Origin of the sequence: Corynebacterium urealyticum DSM 7109 (genome assembly GCF_000069945.1) — a bacterium.
In the GTDB taxonomy this organism is placed as follows: domain Bacteria; phylum Actinomycetota; class Actinomycetes; order Mycobacteriales; family Mycobacteriaceae; genus Corynebacterium; species Corynebacterium urealyticum.
This window is the reverse complement of record NC_010545.1, coordinates 155,622-177,391: the sequence shown is the minus strand read 5'-3', so window position 1 is coordinate 177,391 and position 21,770 is coordinate 155,622. Positions and strand designations below refer to the sequence as shown.

General features: G+C 64.2%; 19 protein-coding genes. 10 read left to right on the top strand and 9 right to left on the bottom strand.

All coding sequences use genetic code 11. From position 1 onward, the window contains the following. Positions 1-194: 194 nt before the first annotated feature. The 5 genes from CU_RS00760 (at position 195) to CU_RS00745 (ending at position 7,218) form a co-directional block, all read left to right on the top strand. A complete protein-coding gene (locus CU_RS00760) occupies positions 195-1,781 on the top strand; it encodes a class I SAM-dependent DNA methyltransferase (protein ID WP_012359413.1) in 1,587 nt (528 codons plus the stop codon). Further along, on the top strand, positions 1,781-2,743 hold the full coding sequence (locus CU_RS10135; RefSeq protein ID WP_012359412.1) for a restriction endonuclease subunit S: 963 nt from the start codon (positions 1,781-1,783) through the stop codon (positions 2,741-2,743). The genes CU_RS00760 and CU_RS10135 overlap by 1 nt, the downstream gene beginning before the upstream one ends. Before the next feature lie 130 nt (positions 2,744-2,873). After that, positions 2,874-3,029 carry a hypothetical protein gene (locus CU_RS10580; RefSeq protein WP_158307919.1) on the top strand — a complete coding sequence of 52 codons (156 nt, stop codon included), beginning with the start codon at positions 2,874-2,876 and terminating at the stop codon, positions 3,027-3,029. A gap of 2 nt (positions 3,030-3,031) precedes the next feature. Beyond that, on the top strand, positions 3,032-6,208 hold the full coding sequence (locus CU_RS00750; RefSeq protein ID WP_012359411.1) for a type I restriction endonuclease subunit R: 3,177 nt from the start codon (positions 3,032-3,034) through the stop codon (positions 6,206-6,208). Next, on the top strand, positions 6,208-7,218 hold the full coding sequence (locus CU_RS00745; RefSeq protein ID WP_012359410.1) for an abortive infection family protein: 1,011 nt from the start codon (positions 6,208-6,210) through the stop codon (positions 7,216-7,218). The genes CU_RS00750 and CU_RS00745 overlap by 1 nt, the downstream gene beginning before the upstream one ends. Positions 7,219-7,329: 111 nt before the next feature. On the opposite strand, the gene glf is transcribed toward CU_RS00745, so the two are convergent. The 6 genes from glf to serS form a co-directional block, all read right to left on the bottom strand. Then, on the bottom strand, positions 7,330-8,535 hold the full coding sequence (glf, locus tag CU_RS00740; protein WP_012359409.1) for a UDP-galactopyranose mutase: 1,206 nt from the start codon (positions 8,533-8,535) through the stop codon (positions 7,330-7,332). Positions 8,536-8,584: 49 nt separating this feature from the next. Next, the gene (locus CU_RS00735) at positions 8,585-9,919 is read right to left on the bottom strand and encodes an SAM-dependent methyltransferase (RefSeq protein ID WP_012359408.1); all 1,335 of its coding nucleotides are present in this window, start codon (positions 9,917-9,919) and stop codon (positions 8,585-8,587) included. A gap of 124 nt (positions 9,920-10,043) precedes the next feature. Further along, the gene (locus tag CU_RS00730; protein WP_407919453.1) at positions 10,044-11,582 is read right to left on the bottom strand and encodes an FAD-binding oxidoreductase; all 1,539 of its coding nucleotides are present in this window, start codon (positions 11,580-11,582) and stop codon (positions 10,044-10,046) included. A gap of 156 nt (positions 11,583-11,738) precedes the next feature. Then, the gene (locus CU_RS00725; protein ID WP_012359406.1) at positions 11,739-12,650 is read right to left on the bottom strand and encodes an HAD family hydrolase; all 912 of its coding nucleotides are present in this window, start codon (positions 12,648-12,650) and stop codon (positions 11,739-11,741) included. Beyond that, the gene (locus CU_RS00720; protein ID WP_012359405.1) at positions 12,650-13,558 is read right to left on the bottom strand and encodes a lysophospholipid acyltransferase family protein; all 909 of its coding nucleotides are present in this window, start codon (positions 13,556-13,558) and stop codon (positions 12,650-12,652) included. Before CU_RS00720 ends, CU_RS00725 begins: the two co-directional genes overlap by 1 nt. A 136-nt stretch (positions 13,559-13,694) precedes the next feature. After that, a complete protein-coding gene (gene serS / locus CU_RS00715) occupies positions 13,695-14,963 on the bottom strand; it encodes a serine--tRNA ligase (RefSeq protein WP_041628439.1) in 1,269 nt (422 codons plus the stop codon). Positions 14,964-15,033: 70 nt separating this feature from the next. Here serS and CU_RS00710 point away from each other — a divergent pair, with 70 nt between their 5' ends. Together CU_RS00710 and CU_RS00705 are read left to right on the top strand one after the other, a co-directional pair. Next, positions 15,034-16,074 carry a septum formation family protein gene (locus CU_RS00710; protein WP_041628438.1) on the top strand — a complete coding sequence of 347 codons (1,041 nt, stop codon included), beginning with the start codon at positions 15,034-15,036 and terminating at the stop codon, positions 16,072-16,074. Positions 16,075-16,104: 30 nt separating this feature from the next. Next, positions 16,105-16,455 carry a metallopeptidase family protein gene (locus CU_RS00705; RefSeq protein ID WP_012359402.1) on the top strand — a complete coding sequence of 117 codons (351 nt, stop codon included), beginning with the start codon at positions 16,105-16,107 and terminating at the stop codon, positions 16,453-16,455. 28 nt (positions 16,456-16,483) lie between these two features. Here CU_RS00705 and CU_RS00700 read toward each other — a convergent pair whose 3' ends face one another. Both CU_RS00700 and pheA read right to left on the bottom strand, forming a co-directional pair. Then, complete coding sequence (locus tag CU_RS00700) at positions 16,484-17,302, bottom strand: histidine phosphatase family protein (RefSeq protein WP_012359401.1); 819 nt, start codon at positions 17,300-17,302, stop codon at positions 16,484-16,486. 17 nt (positions 17,303-17,319) lie between these two features. Further along, positions 17,320-18,369 carry a prephenate dehydratase gene (gene pheA, locus CU_RS00695; protein ID WP_231837701.1) on the bottom strand — a complete coding sequence of 350 codons (1,050 nt, stop codon included), beginning with the start codon at positions 18,367-18,369 and terminating at the stop codon, positions 17,320-17,322. Positions 18,370-18,431: 62 nt separating this feature from the next. Here pheA and CU_RS00690 point away from each other — a divergent pair, with 62 nt between their 5' ends. The 3 genes from CU_RS00690 to CU_RS00680 are packed head-to-tail and all read left to right on the top strand — an operon-like array spanning position 18,432 to position 21,406. After that, complete coding sequence (locus CU_RS00690; RefSeq protein WP_012359400.1) at positions 18,432-19,814, top strand: amidase family protein; 1,383 nt, start codon at positions 18,432-18,434, stop codon at positions 19,812-19,814. Further along, positions 19,811-20,593 (top strand): CPBP family intramembrane glutamic endopeptidase, encoded by a 783-nt coding sequence (locus tag CU_RS00685; protein WP_012359398.1) that lies wholly within the window; start codon positions 19,811-19,813, stop codon positions 20,591-20,593. The genes CU_RS00690 and CU_RS00685 overlap by 4 nt, the downstream gene beginning before the upstream one ends. 30 nt (positions 20,594-20,623) lie before the next feature. Then, on the top strand, positions 20,624-21,406 hold the full coding sequence (locus tag CU_RS00680) for a metal-dependent transcriptional regulator (RefSeq protein WP_012359397.1): 783 nt from the start codon (positions 20,624-20,626) through the stop codon (positions 21,404-21,406). A 16-nt stretch (positions 21,407-21,422) separates the two neighbouring features. Here the strand turns inward: CU_RS00680 and CU_RS00675 are convergent, their stop codons facing one another. Continuing rightward, the gene (locus tag CU_RS00675; RefSeq protein WP_012359396.1) at positions 21,423-21,695 is read right to left on the bottom strand and encodes a hypothetical protein; all 273 of its coding nucleotides are present in this window, start codon (positions 21,693-21,695) and stop codon (positions 21,423-21,425) included. Between the last annotated feature and the right edge of the window lie 75 nt (positions 21,696-21,770).

Genomic DNA, 21,770 nt, shown 5'->3' with positions numbered 1-21,770 from the left:
ACGATCCACCCCCCGGCGCGGCTGCGATACTTGGTCGGACTGTGGCAAGCGTTCTCGACTCCTGGGCACCACACCAGGTGATGAGAGCGCCAGCGACGGCGATCAACACGATACCCGTCAACTCTCCTGCAGAATCGAACACGCTGATGGATCCCTGTTAAGCCTCATCTTCGCAGGAAAGTAGGCTCCCAGATATGACTCCCACCCCAATCAAGGAATTCGAGGACACTCTATGGAAGGCCGCCGATAAACTGCGCGGTTCCATGGATGCCTCTCAGTACAAGGACATCGTCCTCGGACTGGTGTTCCTCAAGTATGTGACCGATGCTTTCGACGCTCGCCGTCTCGAACTCCTGGCGGAGCTGGAGGAGGAAGGCGCCACCGCGGAAGAGATCGCGGAGGAGCTGGAGGACCGCGACGCCTACCTGGAGAAGAACGTTTTCTGGGTCGCTAAGGAGGCCCGCTGGGACTACCTGCAGCGCCACTCCAAGGGCAAGACAGATGACGCCGGCGGTGAGTTCAAGTCCATCGGCAAGCTCATTGACGAGGCCGCGGAGGCCCTGATGACCGATAACCTCTCCCTGGAAGGCACGCTGCCGCACAATTACAACAGCGATAGCGTGGACCAGCGCCGCCTGGGCGAGCTGGTGGACTTGTTCAGCACCACTCGCTTCACCGCGGAAGGCCCGGAGCGGGCACGTGACCTGCTGGGTGAGGTGTACGAATACTTCCTCGCGCGCTTCGCTTCGGCGGAGGGTAAGCGCGGCGGCGAGTTCTACACCCCGCGCTCGGTGGTGCGCACGCTGGTGGAGATTCTCGAGCCGACCGAGGGCCGTGTTTACGACCCGTGCTGTGGTTCTGGTGGCATGTTCGTCCAGGCGGAGAAGTTCCTGGACGCCCACGATAAGGACCCGTCTGCGATTGCTATCTATGGCCAGGAGCTCAACGAGCGCACGTGGCGCTTGGCGCGGATGAACCTCGCTATTCACGCGTTGAATTCGAAGGGCCTGGGCGAGCGCTGGGGCGATACTTTCGCCCGGGACATCCACCCCGGTGTGGAGATGGATTACGTGCTGGCCAACCCACCGTTCAATATCAAGGACTGGGTGCGCAACACCGATGACAAGCGGTGGAGCTACGGTGTGCCGCCGGCGAAGAACGCGAACTTCGGGTGGATGCAGCACATCATCTCCAAGCTCAGCGCTCAGGGCGAGGCTGGTGTGGTGATGGCTAATGGCACCATGACCTCAAATACCTCCGGTGAGGGTGAGATCCGCAAGAACATGCTTGAGGACGACATCGTCTCCTGCGTGGTTACGCTGCCTGCTCAGCTGTTCCGGGGCACGCAGATCCCGGTGTGCGTCTGGTTCTTCGCCAAGGATAAGGGCGCTGGTTCCAAGGGCTTCGTGGATCGTCGCGGGGAGTTCCTGCTGATCGATGCCCGCGAACTCGGCCACATGGTTGACCGCACGGAGCGCACCTTCTCGGACGAGGACATCCAGAAAATCGCGAATACCTTCCGCACCTGGCGTGGCCGCTCGTCCGCTGAGGGCGAGTACGAGGACGCCCCTGGTTACTGCAAGTCCGTCTCGCTGGACGAGATCCGCGAGGCTGATTACGCGCTCACTCCTGGCCGCTATGTCGGTTTCGCGGAGGAGGAAGAGGACGGCGAGCCGATCGACGAGAAGATCGCACGACTCACCGCGGAGCTCACCGCAGCCCTGGACGAGTCCGCGCGCCTCAACGCCGTGGTCCGCGAGCAGCTGGGGAGGTTGGGCTAATGAACTTCGTACCAATGCGAGAAGTGGTCCGCTTCGCGATTGGAGGCGGCTGGGGCAGTGAAACCGAGGTGGACGGATCAGTCCTAACGCGCGTAATACGCGGAGCTGATTTCCCTGAGGCCGCAGAGCAAAATCTCACTAATGCACCTTTGCGCTGGGAAAAGGAATCAAGGGTTCAAACACGCGCTCTGGCTGCAGGCGATATTGTTCTCGAGATTTCTGGCGGAACAAAAGATCGCCCTACGGGACGCACTGTTTTGGTGACTCAAAAAATGGTTGACGAGTCTGTTTCCCCACTCATTCCCGCCAGTTTTTGCCGTAAAGTTCAGATCTCCCGAGAAATCGCTGATCCTAAATTTGTTTATTACTGGCTGCAGCTCATGCATAAATCGGGGCGCGCGTGGAAACATCAGAACCAATCAACGGGAATCGCCAACTTCCAGTTTGAGCAATTCTTGGATAACGAGTTCCTCTGGCTACCCAGCCTCACAACTCAGCAGGCCATCGCTTCGATTCTCGGTTCCCTCGACGACAAGATCGCCGCGAACCAGACCGCTGAGAACACTGGTACAGAATTGCTTATGTCGCTGTACCGCAGAGTACAAAAGCACTCTGCAGAGCCTTTCGGCCGGGTCTGCGATGTTTTCGGAGGCTCCACACCTTCGACCAAGGTTGGCGAGTATTGGGGCGGCAACATCAACTGGGCCACTCCAACAGATCTCACGGCCCTCCGAGGCCCGTGGCTTAGCGAAACCGAACGTAAGATCACCGAAGCAGGGCTAGAGTCCATGTCTTCTACTCTTCACCCGCCCGGATCTATTCTCATGACGTCAAGAGCGACGATTGGACATGTTGCAGTTGCTGCTACCCCGGTAACCACCAACCAAGGTTTCATCGTTATTCGAGCTAGCGAGAAACTGACCCCCTGGATTTTTTTGCCAACTGCAGGATCGAGTCCGTGAATTCGAAGCCTGGTCGAACGGCGCTACGTTCCTCGAGATCTCGCGTGGAAACTTCAAGAAACTGCCGTTTTACCGCGCTGAACCTCAGGATCTCGCTGAATTCAATGAAAAAGCCAAGCCTCTTCTTGATATGAGTAAGGCAAAGCAGGCAGAAAACATCGCCCTCGCTAAAACCCGCGATGAGCTGCTTCCCTTGCTCATGAGTGGGAAGATCACGGTGAGGGAAGCAAGCCAAGAAGCAGCGGCTGCCGGGGCACCGACCCCGAGTGAGGAGGACGAGGTATAACCATGGCGTACAGCGAGGCGATGCTCGAAGTCGACGCGCTCGAGCTACTCGGCGAGCTCGACTGGAAGCCGACCGAAGGTAAAGAACTCGCCCCCGGCAGCGGGGAGCGGGAGAACTGGAGCGACATCGTGCTGCGAGGTCGCCTCCTCAACGCCCTGCGCAACCTCAACCCCGGAGTGCCGGACGAGTACCTCCGCCAGGCAATGGCAGAGGTACTCACCCCGCAATCCCAAAGCGCGATCGCGGAGAACCACCGCCTCCACCAAATCCTCGTGGAAGGCTACCGCGGCATCGAATACACCGACGCCGAAGGCAAGCACCGAAACCCCACCATCACGTTCCTCTCCCGCGACCCGAACAAGAACTCCTACATCGCGGCGAACCAGATCACCATCCGGAACCTGGACAAGGAACGCCGCTTCGATGTAGTGCTCTACGTCAACGGCATGCCCCTGGCCATCATGGAACTGAAACAATCCGGGTCCACCGCAACAGTGGAAGACGGCTATAACCAGCTGCGCACCTACGTCGAAGAATTCCCGATGGCCTTCCGCTTCGCCAACATCGTCGTCGCCTCCGATGGCCTCGAAGCGATCTACAGCACCCCCTTCACCCCGCGGGAGCACATGAGCAGCTGGCGCGTCGACGACGATGGCGAACCCTACGCACAGGGCCCACTCGTCGTCGTGGGCGGCGAGCAGATGACCGAGTTCGACATGCTCATGTGGGGCCTATTCAACATCGAACGCTTCGGCCAGATCTTCATCGACTTCACCGCATTTGACGAGTTCGACGGCGGGCTGCGCATGCGCGTAGCTAAACCGCACCAATACTTCGCAGTCTCCAAGGCCGCGGGCAGGACCATTCAGGCCGCCCGCAGCGACAAGAAGGCGGGCGTGGTGTGGCACACCACCGGGTCCGGCAAGTCCATGGAAATGGAGATGTACACCGCGAAGATCATGCGCGACGCGCGGCTGAACTCCCCCACCGTGGTCGTCCTGAACGACCGCAACGAGCTGGATAAACAGCTCCACGACACCTTCGCCGCCTCCACCCTCCTGCCCGAACCCCCGACCCACATTTCGAGCCGGGAGGACCTGCGCGAACAGCTCAGCCAGCGCCAATCCGGCGGGATCTACTTCGCCACCCTGCAGAAATTCGGCCTGCAGGGCACCAAGGACGACCGCGAGCTGGAGCACCCGGTACTTTCGGAGCGCGACAACATCATCGTGATCTCCGACGAGGCGCACCGTTCCCACTACGGTTTCGGCGACACGAACGCCGAAGGCTACGCGCACCACCTCCGCACCGCCCTGCCCAACGCCACGATGATCGCCTTCACCGGCACCCCGATCGACGAGTGGGACCGCAACACCCGCGAGGTCTTCGGTGGGGAGATCGATGTTTATGACATGAACCGCGCGGTGGCCGACGGTGCGGTGGTACCCGTGTACTTCGAGCCTCGGCTCATCCCACTGGAGCGTATCCAGGGGATCACCGACGAGGACATCGACGACGCGGCAGCGGAGATCCTCGCCGACTTCGAGGGCGAAGACCGGGAGAAGGCGCAGCGCTCCGTCGCCGTGCTAAACACCGTGTACGGCTCCGACCAGCGCCTCAGCACCCTTGCCCAGGACTTCATCCGCCACTGGGTGGACCGCCGTGAAAACATGCGGCAGTTCATCGGCGGGCCAGGTAAGGCCATGATCGTGGTGCAGACCCGCGACATCGCAGCTAACCTGTACGAGAAAATCATCGAACTGCGCCCCGACTGGCACAGTGAGGATGACCTCGCCGGCAAGGTCAGGGTGATTTACTCCGGTGCAGCTTCCGACCCCGCGCACCTGCAGAAACACATCCGCAACCAAGCCCGGATGGACGCGATCAAGGACCGCATGAAGGACGCGGACGATGAGCTCGAAATCGCGATCGTGCAGGGCATGATGCTCACCGGTTTCGACGCTCCCCCGCTGCACACCCTCTACCTCGACCGGCCACTGAAGAGCGCCCTGCTCATGCAGACGCTGGCCCGCGTGAACCGCAAGTTCCGCCACAAGGAAAGCGGCCTGCTGGTTGCCTACGCCCCGCTCATCGACAACCTGCAGGAGGCCATCGCCGAATTCACCAAGAGCGCCCCCGACGAAGATGAGAAGGTGATCGGCCAAAATATCGAGGAAGCCCTCGGCATCGTGCGCGGCTTCCTGGGCAAGCTCAACACACTCGTGGGCGAAGACTGGCGCGCGCTGGAAGCCAATGGTGAGCAGCGTAAGGCCCGCCTGCAAGTCCTGGCCAAGCTCCGCGACCCACAGACCGCCGATGAGGAGGGCCGCTACCCACTCGCCAAGCAGTTCGTCGAAACTGCCGGCAAGCTTGCCCGGGCGTGGGCGCTGGCCTCCGGTAGTCCTGACGCTGCCCAGTACCGCGAGGACGTCCGCTTCTACTCCGACGTGCGCAACCAGCTCGTAAAGATGGACGCCGCCGACCGCCGGGCCAACGGCGAGCCACTGAGCGACGAGGTCCTCACGCTGCTCAGCCAGCTCGTCGTCGACTCCAGTGCCTCGTCCACCGTCATCGACGTCTACGAGGAAATCGGTCGCGACCTGCCCAACCTGCAGGACCTAGACATCGACGCCCTGAAGGTCAAGGACAAGACCGGCTCAGAAACCGCGCTGCTGATCGACGCGCTGCGGCGCTCCCTCCTCCAAGAATCCCGGGTAGCCACCGGCAACAACGAGGTCCGGGCGAAGCAATTCTCCGAGCGCATCCGCGAACTGATGAACCGCTACACCAACCAGCAGCTCACCTCCGCCGAGGTCATCGCCGAGCTCATCGAGCTATCGAAGGAGATCGTCGCGGAAAGCAAGCGCGGGGAATCCTTCAACCCTGCGCTCAGCAACGATGAGCTAGCGTTCTACGACGTCATCGCGGATAACGGTTCCACCAATGGGGTCCTGGAAGACGACGTGCTGGCCCAGATCGCACGCGACCTCGTCGATACTCTCCGCCGAGACGCGAAGACCGACTGGACCGTGCGCGATGATGTGCGCGCCAAGCTGCGCCGATCGATCAAGACCCTGCTGCGCAAGCATAAGTATCCGGCGGAGAAGCGCAGCGATGCCGTGGTTCTCGTTCTGGAGCAGATGGAGCGCTTCGCGCCCCGCTGGTCGGAGGCGGCGTAGTGAAGGAGCTTTTCAATGCTCATATCCGGGTCCCCGTGCAAAGACCAAACTATCTTGGCTCTGAATACTGGAACGCTATCGACCTTGAACATCAGCGGCTCCTACGAGCTCACGAAGCTAATGACCTAGGTGAGGTCGTTGGGCAGTGCAAAGCCTTGGTCGAAAGCATCAGCCGTGTGACGTTAGAGCTGGATGGAAGGCCCGCAGCCAGCGATGATTCTTTCGACAAGATTGTTAAAAATGCGCACAATCTACTAGTCGACCAACGAACTGAAGGAAACTCAGTTGATAGCGCGGGGCGAACAGCGGCGACACAGATTCTGAAGCTAGTTAGCTCTCTGGGGCCTTACCGAAACTCGAAGGGCTCGGGCCATGGACGAGCCTTTATACCGGAAATCCTCAACGACACTGCCGGCCTGATTACCGTGTCATCCCTTGTTTGGGTTCATTGGGCGCTACCTCGAGTTGGAAAGTTCGCATACGGCCGGCCTGAAGCTCTCATTCGCGACCTCATCCTCGAACGAGCCACCTTCCACCGCAACAGCCTTATCGAACGCATCCAAGACGCGGAACTCCCAAAAATGGATCCAAAACACCAACGGGAAGTTGGCGTCGCTGTGGCCAGACGGGCGATGCAAGAAACCTTCATCGTCCAACAGGAAGGCGTCGAATCGTGCGCTCGGTCGGTTTCGCTAAAATTCTGGACCGAACAATACCGGCTCGGGGTTGCCACCGGTCTATTCAGGGACAAAAGCGGCGAGCTAACGGTGAACAAATGGGGAGTAGAGCATGCCCTACTGGTACTGAACCCAGTTGAGAATATTGCGAGCGAAGTTGGCGAAATCGATCGTTTGCTTCTCCGCTCATGGTCGCCAACAGAACCATTCCTCAACCGGGGCGAAAATATTGAGCTGGCTGAAGTCTTCAACCTCGCTGAGGCGTCTCACAAGGGCGACGATCTTCGAGCTATCCAAACACTCCGCGAAACGCTCGGCGTTCCGCCCTTCTGACTCGCCTGCCCGTTCGACCTAAAGCGCCAATCCGGCTGCCCCTAAATGAAGCCGGGTTCCCCAGAGCCAACCAACCAGAGGAACCACAGCCCGACCCCCGAAACCCGGGGCTTAGTGCCCGCGTGGCTGGCTCATCGGCGTGCCCGACTCGAAGAAGGGCTGCAACTGGTTGTCGTACATGGACAGCGCAGAACCAATCGCCATGTGCATGTCCAGGTACTGGTAGGTGCCCAGGCGCCCGCCGAAGAGCACCTTGTTGTTCTCGGACTCCGCGGCCGCGAGCTTGCGGTAAGCCTCCAGCTTCTCGCGGTCCTCCGGGGTGTTGATCGGGTAGTACGGCTCGTCGTTGTCCTCCGCGAAGCGGGAGTACTCCTTGACGATGACCGTCTTGTCCTTCGGGTACTTGTCCTCGCGCTCGGGGTGGAAGTGACGGAACTCGTGGATGCGGGTGTACGGGACGTCCGCATCGTTGTAGTTCATCACCGGGGTGCCCTGGAAGTCGCCGGTGTCCAGCACCTCCTGCTCGAAGTCGAGGGTGCGCCAGCCCAGGTGGCCTTCCGCGTAGTCGAAGTAGCGGTCCAGCGGGCCGGTGTAGACCACCGGTGCCTCCGGGGACTCGGCGCGCAGCTCGTCACGGACCTCGAACCAGTCGGTGTTGAGGCGCACCTCAATGTTCTCGTGCTCCGCCATGTTCTCCAGCCACTTGGCGTAGCCCTCGACCGGCAGGCCCTCGTAGGTGTCGTTGAAGTAGCGGTTGTTGAAGGTGTAGCGCACCGGCAGGCGGGAAATGTTGGACGCCGGCAGCTCCTTCGGGTCGGTCTGCCACTGCTTGGCGGTGTAGTCACGGACGAAGGCCTCGTAGAGCGGGCGGCCGATCAGCGCGATGCCCTTCTCCTCGAGGTTCTTGGCATCCCGCGGGTCCAGGCCGTCGGTCTGGTCCTTGATCAGCTGGCGGGCCTCGTCCGGGCTGTAGTACTTGCCGAAGAACTGGTTGATCAGGCCCAGGCCCATCGGGAACTGGTAGGCGGTGCCCTTGTGCATCGCGAAGACGCGGTGCTGGTAGTCGGTGAAGTCCGTGAACTGGTTGACGTAGTCCCACACCCGCTTGTTGGAGGTGTGGAAGAGGTGGGCGCCGTACTTGTGGACTTCGATGCCCGTGGTGGGCTCGGCCTCCGAGTAGGCGTTGCCACCCAGGTGGTCGCGGCGTTCGACGATCAGGACGCGCGCGTCGTTCTGCGAGGCAGCGCGCTCGGCAACGGTCAGGCCGAAGAAGCCGGAGCCAACAACAATGAGGTCATATTTCCCGTTTGTGCTCATGTGCCCCAGGGTACTGGGTGGGCCGGGAAAACTAGCTGAGCAAAACCCGTTAGCTTTCCCACCATTGGCGAACCGGCAGCCCGGTGGAACCATCCGCGTAGGACTTCACGGCCAGCACCTGGTGTAGCTGCACGATATTGTGCTCGAATCCCCACTCGGAACCGGCCATGTACAGGCCGAAGAGCCGGGCCGTCCCCTCGCCAACGATCCGGACGGCCTCCTCCCAGTTCTCGGCGAGCAGCTCGCACCAATCATGCAGGGTGCGCTGGTAGTGGAAGCGCAGGTTCTCCTCGTGGTGGACATCGAAGCCCACGTCCTGCATGCGGGTCACGATCGTCCCGGAGCCGGTGAGCTCGCCGTCGGGGAAGATATAGCGTCCGATGAACTTTCCGGCGTTGATGCGCTCGTTGGTGGGGCGGGTGATGCAGTGGTTCAGCATCCGCCCGCCCTCGCGCAGCCGGCCGTACATCAGCTGGAAGAACTCCTCGTACTGGCGGCGCCCCACGTGCTCGAGCACACCGATGGCGGAAATGGCGTCGAAGCCGGTCTCGGGGACGTCGCGGTAGTCCATCAACCGGATCTCCGCGAACTCCTCCAGGCCCTGCTCGCGGATCTTCTCATTGCCCCACGCGACCTGCTCCTCGGATAGCGTCACGCCGATGGCCTTCACGCCACGGGCGGCGGCGTAGCGCACCATCCCGCCCCAGCCGCAGCCGACGTCCAGTAGGCGGTCGCCCTCAGCAAGCCGCAGCTTGTCGAAGACCAGGCGGTATTTATTCTCCTGCGCCCGGTCGAGCGGCTCCTTCACGGCCGTACCCTTGGCCCACTGGCTCTTATCCCAGCCCTCCGGGGTATCGGACTCATCAGCGGGGTAATAGGCGCAGGTATAGGTCATGGAGTCGCCGAGGAAGAGCTCGTAGAGGTCATTGCCCACGTCGTAGTGGCGCTGCACGACCTCCTTATCCCGCTCCCGGGAGTGCCGGGAGAGCCCCTCGAACAGGGCCTTCTTCCATCCCGGCTGGTCCTCCTGCGGCGGGATCGGCATTGGCCGGATCGCATCCAGGTGCTTCAGGGAGCGAGCGATGCGCGCCCCGGTGGCAGCCGATGGCTTGCGGAAGGACTCGTAGTAGAAGGTCTGCAGGGCGTCGAACATGCCATAAGGGTGGCCGGGGTTCTCGCCGCTCACCTGCAGTGCGCCGGTGATATAGGCCCGCGCGAGCCCCAGATCGCCGGGCGCGGTGACGATATATGCCAGCGCATCGGAGCTGGTGATATCCAACCGGAGCCGCGCATCGGCCGGCCCGGTCTCGGAGCCGTCGAAGCCGGTGACGTGGAAAGGCAGCGGTGGCGCGGTGATCGCCTCCACGATCTCCGCCACCGTCATTGGAGTGAAACCCGAATTCATGTTTTCTTGCCTTTTCTTCTTCGCTGTTTTTCTGTTGTCCCTTTAATTTTTGACGTCAACGCGCCCGCATTTGCCCTGGCCGAGCGCTATGTCAGGCGCCCTGCTAGGCCCAGTCCACGGTCTTTTCGTACAGCCCGGGGAAGCGCCCCTGCGGGTCGTAGACTTCCTTGAGCTGGGCCGGGAAGCTGCCGCCGTAGAGCTGCTCAAAGGTCTCCCGGTCGTAGAAGGCCTCGGAGTAGAGGGACTTGTGCCCGCCAAGGGCGCTGACCTTCTCCTCGACGAGCTTGTTGAATGCGCCGGCGGGGGCGTCCTTGCCCAGCAGGTCGACGGGGACGGAGGACCAGAAGCCGACGTTGACCCAGGTCTGCCCCACCGTCAGCGGGTAGAGCGGCCACGGGTGCTCCTTGTCTGCACCCAGGGTCTCGCCCTCACCGACCAGCTCGTTGCCGTCAGCTCCGGTGCCCCGAATGCGGATTGGGCAGAGCCACACGGGCTCGATCTCGCAGGAATGGAAGAACCACTCGAGGAACTCGGGCAGGTGCTCCGGGGTGACCTCGATGTCCTGGACCACGCGCTCGCGGGCAGGCCGATTGTTGGCGGCCTCGATGCGGTCGGCGAGGTCGTATTTGCGGTCCCAGCCGATGATCTTCCAGTAGAAGCTGGAGCGCAGCAGGTCGCGGGGCCACATGCGGCGGATCGTCGGGTTCTGGGTGCCGAAGGCGCGGCTGGCCCAGAACCAGTCCACGTCCCAGCGCCACAGGTAGTCGCGAATGCTCAGCCGGTCGCGGAGCACGCCCTCGGGGTGCTGGATCGAGCGGTAGTAAATGCGGTCGCGGGTGTAATCGCTGGTGGGGCCGGGTTCGTCGGTCTGTCGGCCGAGCATGAGGTAGCACTCCTCCAGGCTGAATACGGCGCCGTCGAGGTAGTCCACCGCCTCGCCGTCGTACTCGCCGGTCTCGATGATCTGCTCCATCGTCTCGGTGAGCGCGTGGACGTCGTGGAAGCGGACGTGGCGCAGCTCCACGTAGTCCTTGACCTTCTCCAGCTCGATCTTCAGGCGCACCGCGTAGCCCAGGGAGCCGTAGGTGTTCGGGAAACCCCGGAAGAGGTCGACGTTCTGCGTCGGCGAGCAGGTCACCACCTCACCGGTGCCGGTGAGGACGTCCATCTCGATGAGGGCCTCGTGCGGCAGCCCATTGCGGAAGCACGCGGACTCCACGCCCAGGCCAGTGACGGCCCCGCCCAGCGTGATCGTCTTCAGCTGCGGGACGACGGTCGGGCTGTAGCCATAGGGCAGGACGGTATCCACGAGATCCTCGTAGGTGCACATCCCTTGCACGTCCGCGGTTCCTGCCACCGGGTCGACGGCGATCACCCCACCCAGGCCGGAGACGTCGAGGCCCGGTGTGGTCGACTGGTTGCGGCCACGGAAGAGGTTGGAGGTCTTCTTCGCCAGGCGCACGTTCTCCCCCGGCGGGATGGCCTCGTAGCTGGCTCGCAGTTTCTCCACTGCTTGCCCGTGCGCGAACCAGCCAACCGGTTGCAGTTCGCGCGCATCGAGGCCGTTGCCGATACGTAACGCATCGGTAGTTTTCCCGACGGTCTCCACGGCAATATTCTTCAGCGCACCCAAGACAGTCATATCTCCCACCATAACCACGCGCGGGTTTTTCCGCGCCGTGGCGGCACCTCACACACGGCGGTGACGGCGCTGACACAAGACCGTGGCGGCACCGGGCAATGGCGGTGATAACACCGGGCACACGGCCATGGCGGCGAGAAAAGAAAGCTCGAAGCCCTAGAGCCAGCGCTGCAGAACCTCGGCGACCCCGTCGTCGTCATTGCTGGTGGTGACCACATCCGCAGCCACCTTGACCTGGTCCTCCGCGTTGCCCATCGCGACCCCGAGCCCGGCCCACTCGATCATCTCCAGGTCATTGGGCATGTCCCCGAAGACGACGACGTCCTCCCGGCGAATCGGTTCCGTCCCAGGTGCCGCCTGCTCGTTGAGGTGCGCGATCAGCTCCACGATGGCGCTGCGCTTGGTCACGCCCGGCGCGGAGAACTCCACCAGGCCACCGCCCCAGCTGTAGGACATGTGGCTCAGCGCGGGGTCGATGTGGTCGACGAGGGCTTCATAGATCTGGCGAGAGGTGACATTCGGGTTGCGGCCCAGCAGCTTCACCGCGGGCTGGGAGATGACCTCCTCCACGGGGCAGATGAGGTGCTCCTCGGACTCCCAGGCGTGGGTGAAGTCCGGCTCCACCACGTAAAGCTCCTCGGCGCGGTCGAAGGCGCTGGCACCCGCGCGCTCCACGCCGAAGCCCACGCCGGGGCCGGCCGGGACCCGTGGGCCGGCTTGGCGGCCGAAGAGGTATTCCGGCAGGTGGGTCGGCAGGTGCCGGGTGTGCTCCAGGGAAGTCTCGACGATGCTGCGCATGTCCTCGGGCGAGAGGGTTTTCGCGCGGACGATCTCGTCGCGGGCGGAATCGTAGGTCACTGCACCGTTGGCGCAGATGCACAGCGGGCGGATCGGCAGCTGCTCGAGCACCGGCAGCATCCAGCGGGCGGGTCGGCCGGAGGCCAGGGTGAAGATCGTCCCGCTGGCGGTGAGCCGGCGGACGGCGTCTCGCAATCGTGGGGAGACGCGCTCCTTGCTATTGAGCAGGGTGCCGTCGATGTCGCTGACGATCAGCCGCGGCTGGTTCATTAATTCTTCCGGTCCTGCTGGGCCTGCTGTTCGCGCTTGCGCTTGCGTTCCGCCTGGTCTGCACGGTCCTTGGCGGTGGCCTCCTCCAGGGTTGGGGCGGTGCCGCCGAAACGGGCCGGGACCCAGGACTCGCCCTTCGGCATGGGGCCGTAGCGGCGCACGTACTCCTGCTGAGCCTCGTCCAGCTGAGCCTTCATAGCTTCGTGGAGGCGCTCCGTGGTCTCGATGGAATCCTCGGTGACCTCGATGGGCTCGCCGACGCTGATGACCAGCTTCGCGTCCTTGGGCCGGAGGTTATTCTTGCTGCCCTTGGTCCAGATTCGCTGGGAACCCCAGATCGCGATCGGGATCAGCGGAGCGCCGGAGTCGCGGGCAATGATCGCCGCCCCCTGGCGCAGTTCCTTGACCTCGAAGGAACGGGAGATCGTCGCCTCTGGGAAGATCCCCACCAGTTCGCCGGCCTTCAGCCGCTCGATGGACTCATTGACGGAGGCCTGGCCATCCGCACGGTCCACCGGAATGTGGCGGCATGCCTCCATCGGCGCCTTGGCGAACTTGTTATCCCAGATCTCCTTCTTCGCCATGAAGCGCACGAGGCGCCCACCGCGGAAGTGCGCGGGGATACCGCCATAGACAAAGTCCCAGTAGCCCGTGTGGTTCACCGCAAGCAGGGCCCCGCCCTCGGCCGGGATCCGCTCGTGGTGCATGACCACCACCTCAGCGCGCTGGAGGTAGCGCATCAGCAGCTTCGCCGCCCGAATGATGATCCGGCCGTACACGAGCTCCTGGGATTCCGGGTGCTTCGGCGTCTCCACCCCCTTGCTGGTCAAAATGAAGGCCGAGTCGGTCCACCTATCAATGGAGAAGATGGATCCCACGCGGGATAGGAATGCCGGGAGCTTAGCCATGGTCGTGATCCTCTGCTGTGTAGGAGCCCCGCCGCACGAGGACGGGGCTGAAGTGGTGGGGCTCAAGTGGTGGGCGCCGTGGTTCAGGGCCCTGTCGCTACAGGACCCTTGAAGTACAGGGTCAGGGCCTGGTGGCCTAGCTCTTCGGGGTCAGGACGTCCTTGCCCACGAACGGACGCAGTGCCTCCGGGACGACGACGGAGCCATCGGCCTGCTGGTGGTTCTCCAGGATGGCGACGAGCCAGCGGGTGGTCGCCAGGGTGCCGTTCAGGGTTGCGGCGACCTGCGTCTTGCCGTCGGCGTCCCGGTAACGGGTCTGCAGGCGGCGGGCCTGGAAGGTCGTGCAGTTCGAGGTGGAGGTCAGCTCGCGGTAGGTGTTCTGCGTCGGGACCCAGGCCTCGGTGTCGAACTTGCGGGCTGCCGAGGAGCCCAGGTCGCCGCCAGCGGTGTCGATCACGCGGTACGGGACGTCGATCGCCGCGAGCATGTCCTTCTCCAGCTGCAGCAGTTCCTGGTGGATCTCGGTGGCCTGCTCCGGGCGGCAGTAAACGAACATCTCGAGCTTGTCGAACTGGTGCACGCGGATGATGCCGCGGGTGTCCTTGCCATAGGAGCCGGCCTCACGACGGAAGCAGGAGGACCAGCCGGCGTAGCGCTTCGGCTCGTCCAGGTCGATGATCTCATCGGAGTGGTAGCCGGCCAGGGCGACCTCGGAGGTACCGACGAGGTACAGGTCGTCCTCCTCCAGGCGGTAGACCTCATCCGCGTGGGCACCGAGGAAGCCAGTGCCGCCCATGACCTCGGGGCGCACGAGCACCGGCGGGATCATCAGCTGGAAGCCCTTCTCGGTGGCCTTGCGGGCGGCCAGCTGCATCATGCCGAGCTGCAGCAGCGCACCGTCACCGGTGAGGAAGTAGAAGCGGGAACCGGAGACCTTCGTGCCGCGCTTCATATCGATCAAGCCGAGGGATTCGCCGAGCTCCAGGTGATCCTTCGGCTCGAAGTCGAAGGTGGTGGGCTCACCAACGTGCTCGAGGACCACGAAGTCCTCCTCGCCACCAGCGGGCGCGCCCTCAACGACGTTGGAAATCTGCATCTGCAGATCGTGCAGCGCCTGCTCCGCAGCGCTCTGGGTGGCCTCCAGATCCTTAACAGCCTGAGCCTTCTGCTTGCCTTCCTCGCGCAGCTGGGCCTTCTCCTCATCGGAGGCGGCGGCCATCTTCTGGCCCATCGCCTTGGAGAACGCCTTCTGCTCCGCGCGGGCCTGATCGGCCGCGGAAATCGCCTCGCGGCGCTGGCGGTCGGCCTCCAGCAGCTGGTCAACCAGTGCTGGGTCCTCCCCACGGGTACGCTGGGATTCACGAACGAGGTCTGGATTTTCGCGCAGGAGCTTGAGATCAATCATGGCTTCTAGCTTAGCTATAGTGGTGGGATAAAGTTTCCTCCCGCACCGCCGTCGCCGAAGAAAGTGAAACATGAGTATTAGTCACGCCACCTGGACTCGCCGGATGCGCAGCGTGACAGTCATGACCCTGGCAGCACTGTGCGGTGGCGTCGCCACCGGCGCCTACACTTACGTCGCCGATAGCAACGCCGGACCGACCATCGCGCAACCAACCAACGAGGCCGAGGCCCCCGAGGTTCGCGCCGCCGCGTTCACGAACGCGGACACCGGCCAGTGCGTCAACTGGACCCGCACCCCGAGCGGACAAAACACCGACTTCCTCACCGTGGACTGCAAGAAGCCACATCGCTTCGAAGTCTCCGCCCGCGAGGACCTGCGTGCCTACCCCTCCAGCGAGTTCGGCGCGAAGGGCGACCTACCGGACGTCAAGCGCCAGGCCGAGCTCAGCCAGGAGCTCTGCGTCGGCCCCACCATGCGCTACCTGGAGGGCAAGCTGGACCCGAATGGGCGCTACGCCATCTCCCCGATCCTGCCGCCGGCGTCCTCCTGGGCAGAGGGCGACCGCACCATGCTGTGCGGCGTGATGGTGCAGGACGCCGAGGGTAAGTCCGTCGAAACCACCGGCCTGGCCGCCGAGCAGGACCAGTCGCGCGTCTACGAACCGGATACCTGCGTACAAGTGCAGGGCCGCTCTACCCGCGTGGTGCCGTGCACCGAGGACCACACCTGGCAAGTCACGCACCAGGTTGATCTGGGCAAGATCTTCAAGGGCGATGAATGGCCCGATATCAAGCGCCAAAACGACGCTCTGAACAAGATCTGTACCGAGCAGGCGGAGAACTACATGGGTGGCGAGGAGAATCTCTACCAGTCCACCCTGACCCCGTTCTGGACCACCCAGCCGGAGGAGTCCTGGGCCACCGGCTCCCGCCAGGCGAACTGCGCGCTGATCGCGACGGAGGGCGACGGTTTCGCCACCCTGAAGGGCGATGCCCGGCAGCAGTTCACGGTCAACGGCAAGCCGCCGAAGACCCCGCCGAAGCGACTGCCGAAGCGCGGCGACTCCCCGGCCCCGGAGGGCGCTAACTCCGAGGGCAACCCGACTCCTTAAGCGGGCGCCACGAGCGGAAGTGATTGAGCATTGAGCATCGAGGTCAGCGAAGAGGAGTTCGAGGAACTCGTCGACCAGGGGCTGCGTCGAATTCCACGGGAACTACTGGACAACGTCGATAACGTCGCGATTGTCACCGAGGACTATAACCTCGATTCCCCCAGCATCCTGGGGCTTTACGAGGGGGTCGCGCTCACCGAGCGGACCAGCGAATACACCAGCGCGCTGCCGGATAAGATCACGATCTACCGGATGGCGCTGCAGGACGTCGTCGACACCCGTGAGGAGCTCGTTGAGCAGGTCGCTATCACCGTCATCCACGAGCTCGGCCACCACTTCGGCATCGACGACGACCGGCTCCACGAGCTCGGCTGGGGCTAGCTGGAATTAGCTGAGGGGGCAGGTGGCATTAAGCCAGCTCCGGGACGCCGAACGGGCCCCATTCAGTGACGCGGAAACGGCCACGCACCCCATCCCGGAGCTGCTCGCCCGCGAAGTCCGCGACCTGGTCCAGCAGCTCGCCGAAGTCCTCTGGCAGGGCGATGGAGACCACCTGCCCGTTCGGCAGGTATGCGCGATAAGCGAACTCCGGGTCGACCGCACCCAGCCAGGTCGCGACGAGGCGGATCACAGCGCCGTGACTGACCAGCACAGCGTCCGCGCCTTCGGCCTGTGCCGCCGCGACCACGGCGAGCGCCTGCGGCAGGTAGCTGCTCAGAACCTGGGCGCCGGAAGAGCCACCGGGGACGATCTTGTCGATCCGACCATGCAGCCAGTCCCCCAGCAGTCGGTGGTAAAGCTCGTGCGAGTCCTCGTCATTCTTCATCTCCATGTCCCCGGCCGGAATCTCGGCCACGCCGAAGATGGAAGCCAGGGAGCCTGCGTGCTCGCCCGCCAGCTCGACGGCGGCCGTGTCGACCAGCCCGGCAAGTTCGCGGCCCCGGAAGCGCTGGAAGCCATCTGCGAAGCTGCTGCCCGGCGCGGCCGTAGCGATGGATCCCCCCTCGGCAGCGAAGGCGGTGGCCAGGCCCGCGGCGGTCTGCTGGGCACGTGCCGCCTGGGAGGACAGGACGTGCACGCGGTCGCTGGCGTTGCGCAGGTAGCGGCCCGCGGCGCCGGCCTGCTCCCGGCCGAGCATCGTCAGGCTCGCGCCTGGCAGCGCGGTATCTAGCGCGTGGATCTCGTTGGACGTGGTCTGGCCGTGGCGGACCAGAAACAAGCGGGTCATGTTCTCGCTTCCTTCCCTCAAGCCCGGTGGTCTTCTGCGGGGTTCATCATATCGGCCAGCCACCGCTCGGAGGGGCCTTCATCCGGGGTTTCGGACGTGACGTTGCCCAGGATCTTCACCAGATGTTCCTCGTCCACGCCGCGCGGGGCGGTGGCTAGCGGCCAGGAGCCGAGGTAGCGGATCCAGGAGCTCTCCCGCTGCAGCCCCTGCAGAGCAGCGGCGACGGCAGAGTCCTCGATATGGCCGATCATCTCGATGTGGAAGACGTAGGTTCCCAGCAGTTCGCGGGTGGGCCGGGAGCTGATTCGGGTGAGGTTCACCCCGCGCAGGGAGAGCTGCTGCAGCGCGTAGATCAGGCTGCCGGGGCGGTCGTGCTGGGCGGTGAAGGCCACACCGGTGCGGTCGTGGCCGGTGCGCGGGGCAGGTGGGACGGGACGGGAGACCAGGGCGAATCGTGTGAAGGCCTCGGCGACGTCGGCGACGTCCGTGGCTATCGCTTCCAGCCCGTAGATCTCGAGGGCGCGCAGCGGGGCCGCGCAGATATCGGCGCGCCCCTCGGCGACGGCCTGGGCCGCAGCGGCGTTGGAGGGCGCTGGGCTGAACTGCACCTCGGGCAGGTTCTCGGCCACCCAACCGCGCACCTGTGCCTCGGCGACGGGGTGGGTGCTGAACACTGGGGCCTCCGCACCGACTGCAGCGGCGCCCGAGCCCTGGAGCCGTTCAGCTTCCCCGGCGCGCACCCCGATGGCGAAGCGGATGGGAACCAACAGTTCAGCGAGGATCTGCACGCGATCGCCGGTGACCAGCGCGTCCTCGGCCTGGGCGACGGGACCATCCACGGAGCTTTCCAACGCGATGACGGCGTAGTCGGCTTGGCCTTCACGTAGCGCACCGAGCGCCTCGGCCGGGCTGGTGCGAGGCTCCAGTGTGGCGGCGCTCTCGGGGTCGGTGCCGACCGAGCTGGCGGGCACGCCGGGCACCTGGCCTGCGCGCAGGAACTCGAGCGCAGCTTGCTCGGTGAACGTGCCCCGCGGGCCCAGGAAAGCGATGGTGGGAGTGTTGCTCATGGCCCCGATACTAGTGGGCTGCATCACGGGAGTGGGCAGGGCCGGCGGGTAACCTAGCCGGTGTGACACAGCTCAGCCCCGCCCCCGATACTTTCGCCCAGCGGCTCGCAGCGGTGAGCCGAAAGACCGGACTTTCACCTGCGCAGCTGGGGGTGGCGCGGGTCTATGACCGGCCGCACGTCGATCCCGCGCGTCGTACCTCCCATCTCGCCGGGGAAGAGCTGCTGGTGAAGGACACCCAGCAGGTCGCGGGCGAGTGGGTAACGATGGGCAACGCGGGTCAGGGCTTCCGCGCCACCCACAGCGATACCGCGGTGGAGAAGCTGCTCGCGACGGGCGCGCAACTGGTTGGGGCGAGCGCGAGCGCAGAGTACGGGACCAGCGCCTATACCGAACCCGTCGGGCAGGAGCAGCCAGTCAACCCGATCAGCGCGTCGATGATGACTGGCGGTTCCTCGGGCGGGGCTGCGGCGGCGGTGGGCCACGGGGTGGCGCGGATCGCGCACGCAACAGACGGCGGTGGCTCCATCCGAGTACCCGCGGCCTGCTGTGGGCTGGTGGGACTCAAGCCGGCGCACGATACCTCAGTGGGTGGCTTCAGTCCTTCCGCCCACGGCTACCTTGCGGACTCCTTCGCGAACACGCGCAGGGCCTATCGGCTGACCGATACCCGACCGTGGGGCCTGCGGGTGGGCTATACGAATCAGCCTTTCCACCACCACTCCCGGGTCGATCCGGCGATCGCCGCGGCCACCGCAGGGGCCACGGCGCTGTTGACCAACGGGGAATCCGTGGCGGAGGTCCGCCAAGCACCACAGCCTTATGACCCGGCGAATTTCGAGCTTTTCGCGACCGTGCTCTCCACCCGCTGCGCGGAGCTGCCAGAGCCACTCTCGGAGCTCACGAGCTGGCTCAAGCGGCAGGGCGCGGGTGTGCCCCGCTGGCGCCGTGTGGAAATGGAGCGCAGCATCCACCGGATGCAGGAGACAGCGCTTCACCGTTGGTCGGCAGCGGGCTTGGATGTCGTCGCCACCCCGATGCTGGCGTGCGCTCCCCCGGCACCGGGCGCGTTCTCGCGGCTGAGCCCGCGACTGAACTTCTGGGCGCAGACGGCCTGGACGCCGTGGGGCACACTGTGGAATCTCTGCGGTTGGGCCTCGGTGACGGTACCGCTGGTTGACCCGTCTCGAGTGCCGGGCCGGTGGCCGATCGCGCTGCAACTCGGCGCGGTGGGCGACCGTGTGAGCGCGTCAGACCTTTTGGCTTTGGGCGAGCAGGTGCAGGCCGCCGCGGCGGTGCTTCCGGTGGAGGGCCTTTCACTGGCCGAGCCCGGTGACCTGGGTTCCCTGAACTACGAGCCCCGCCCCGGCGCGGGCAACCACAGCGCTGGGTGCGACTGCACAGCGGAGCACAGCCACGAGCCCTGCGAGCAACGGCAGCCATGAGTGCCGAGCTCCTCCCCCGCGACCGGCGAGCCCTGCGCGTCGAGCTCGCCCTCCTGCTGGCGGTCACCTTCGGCGCCTCCGGTCTGCGCGCGACGCTACGGCTGGTCGAGGCCCTCACGGATCCCACCCCGCTCAATGAGCAGGAGGCTTTGCTCAACCAGTCCCAGTCCCACCTTGCGTGGCTGGATCCGGCTTTTCAGCTGATCACCTCCGGTGTGCTCCTGGCATGGGGCGGGCTGGCGGCTTTCCTCCTGCTGAGGCACCTGCCGCCCCAACCGGCTGAACACCTGACGTCCCGACCTGCCCTGCGCCTGCGGATCCGCGCCAAAGATTGGCCCCACGGGGCGGGGCTGGCCGCACTCATCGGACTGCCGGGCCTGGCGTTCTATGCGCTGGCGGTGCACCTGGGCGCCTCAAAGGTCGTGGTGCCCTCCGGGTTGGGCGAGCACTGGTGGACGCTGCCCTCCCTGCTGCTCAACGCCTGGGCCAACGGAGTCGCCGAGGAGCTGATCGTCGTCGCCTGGCTGGCAACCCGGCTGCGGCAGCTGAACGTGCGCTGGCCCGCCATCTTCGCGGCCTCGGCCCTGCTGCGGGCCAGCTACCACCTCTATCAGGGCCTATCCGCGGGCCTGGGTAATGCGGTGATGGGGCTCATCTTCATCGAGTACTTCCGCCGCACCGGCCGGGTCTGGCCTCTCGTCATCGCCCATGGGCTCATCGACACGGTGGCTTTCGCGGGCTATGCCCTGGGCGGCGGTGGCCTCGTGGGCGTCGGCTAGGTTGGAACCGGGCTGCTAGGCTTAAGGGCCATGCACCCGGAGAATACTGCAGGCCAGAAGGCCGAAAATCCCCTTCCTGATCAGGCTGACCCCTTCACTCAGAACCAGTCGCTAAACCCGGAGGCACTTGCCTCCATCATCGCCTCACTCTCCACGAGCAGCCAGGACTATCTGAAAGCTATTTGGAATCTCCGGGAGTGGAGTGCGAACCCCGTGACCGCCAAAGCCCTGTCCTCCCAAGTCGGGGTGCGCCTGTCCACGGCCTCGGATGCGATCAAGAAGCTCCGCGAGCAGGGATTCGTGGATCATGCCCCCTACGGGGAGGTTACCCTCACCGACGTGGGGCGCCGGGTCGCTCTCACAATGGTGCGACGCCACCGCCTGCTGGAAACCTTCCTGTTCAACACGCTCGGTTACCGCTGGGATCAGGTCCACGCGGAGGCGGAGAACCTCGAGCACGCGGTCTCCGATTTCCTGGTGGAACGCCTCGCTGACGTGCTGGGCAATCCAGCTACCGATCCGCACGGGGATCCGATTCCTTCCGCCGATGGTCAGGTCGCGATGCCGGACGCCACCCCGTTGACCGCCTTAGCTCCGGGCGAGCTGGGCCAGGTGGTGCGGATTGCCGACGATAACTCGGAACTGCTGCGGTTCTTTGAGTCCCAGGACCTGGGGGTGGGAATGCAGGTCAGCTGGGATCAGGGCGCCCCCTTTAGCGGCTCAGTGTTGGTCCAGGTGACGGGTAAAAAAAGCTTTCCCCTCAGCGAAGACGCTCTGGGGGCAATTTGGGTGTTGCGCCCAACCAGGAACTAACGACCGCGCGGGGATCTTAGGTCAGGCGGGGGCGGGTACCGAAGATCGGTGGCGGACCAACAGCCATGCTGGCCTCGAAGAAGCTGGAAACTTCCTCGGGGTGAGCCCCACTCTGCAGCCTTAAAAAGAGAGAGAACAAATGCAGAACATCTCCCACCACCTCATCGGGAGAGGCAGAGCTATCAATCAACTCCTTGGCCTCAGCGTGATTGCCGTCGTGAAGAAGTTCTGTGACGGCGATGCTCTCAATCCAGGAACCGTGGCGTTGTACAGATGGATGTTCTCTCATTAGTTTCACCTTCTTTTTCGGCGGTGCTGGCACTGAAAATGCGGTAGAAACCCCACTCCAGAGTGCCGCAATCCC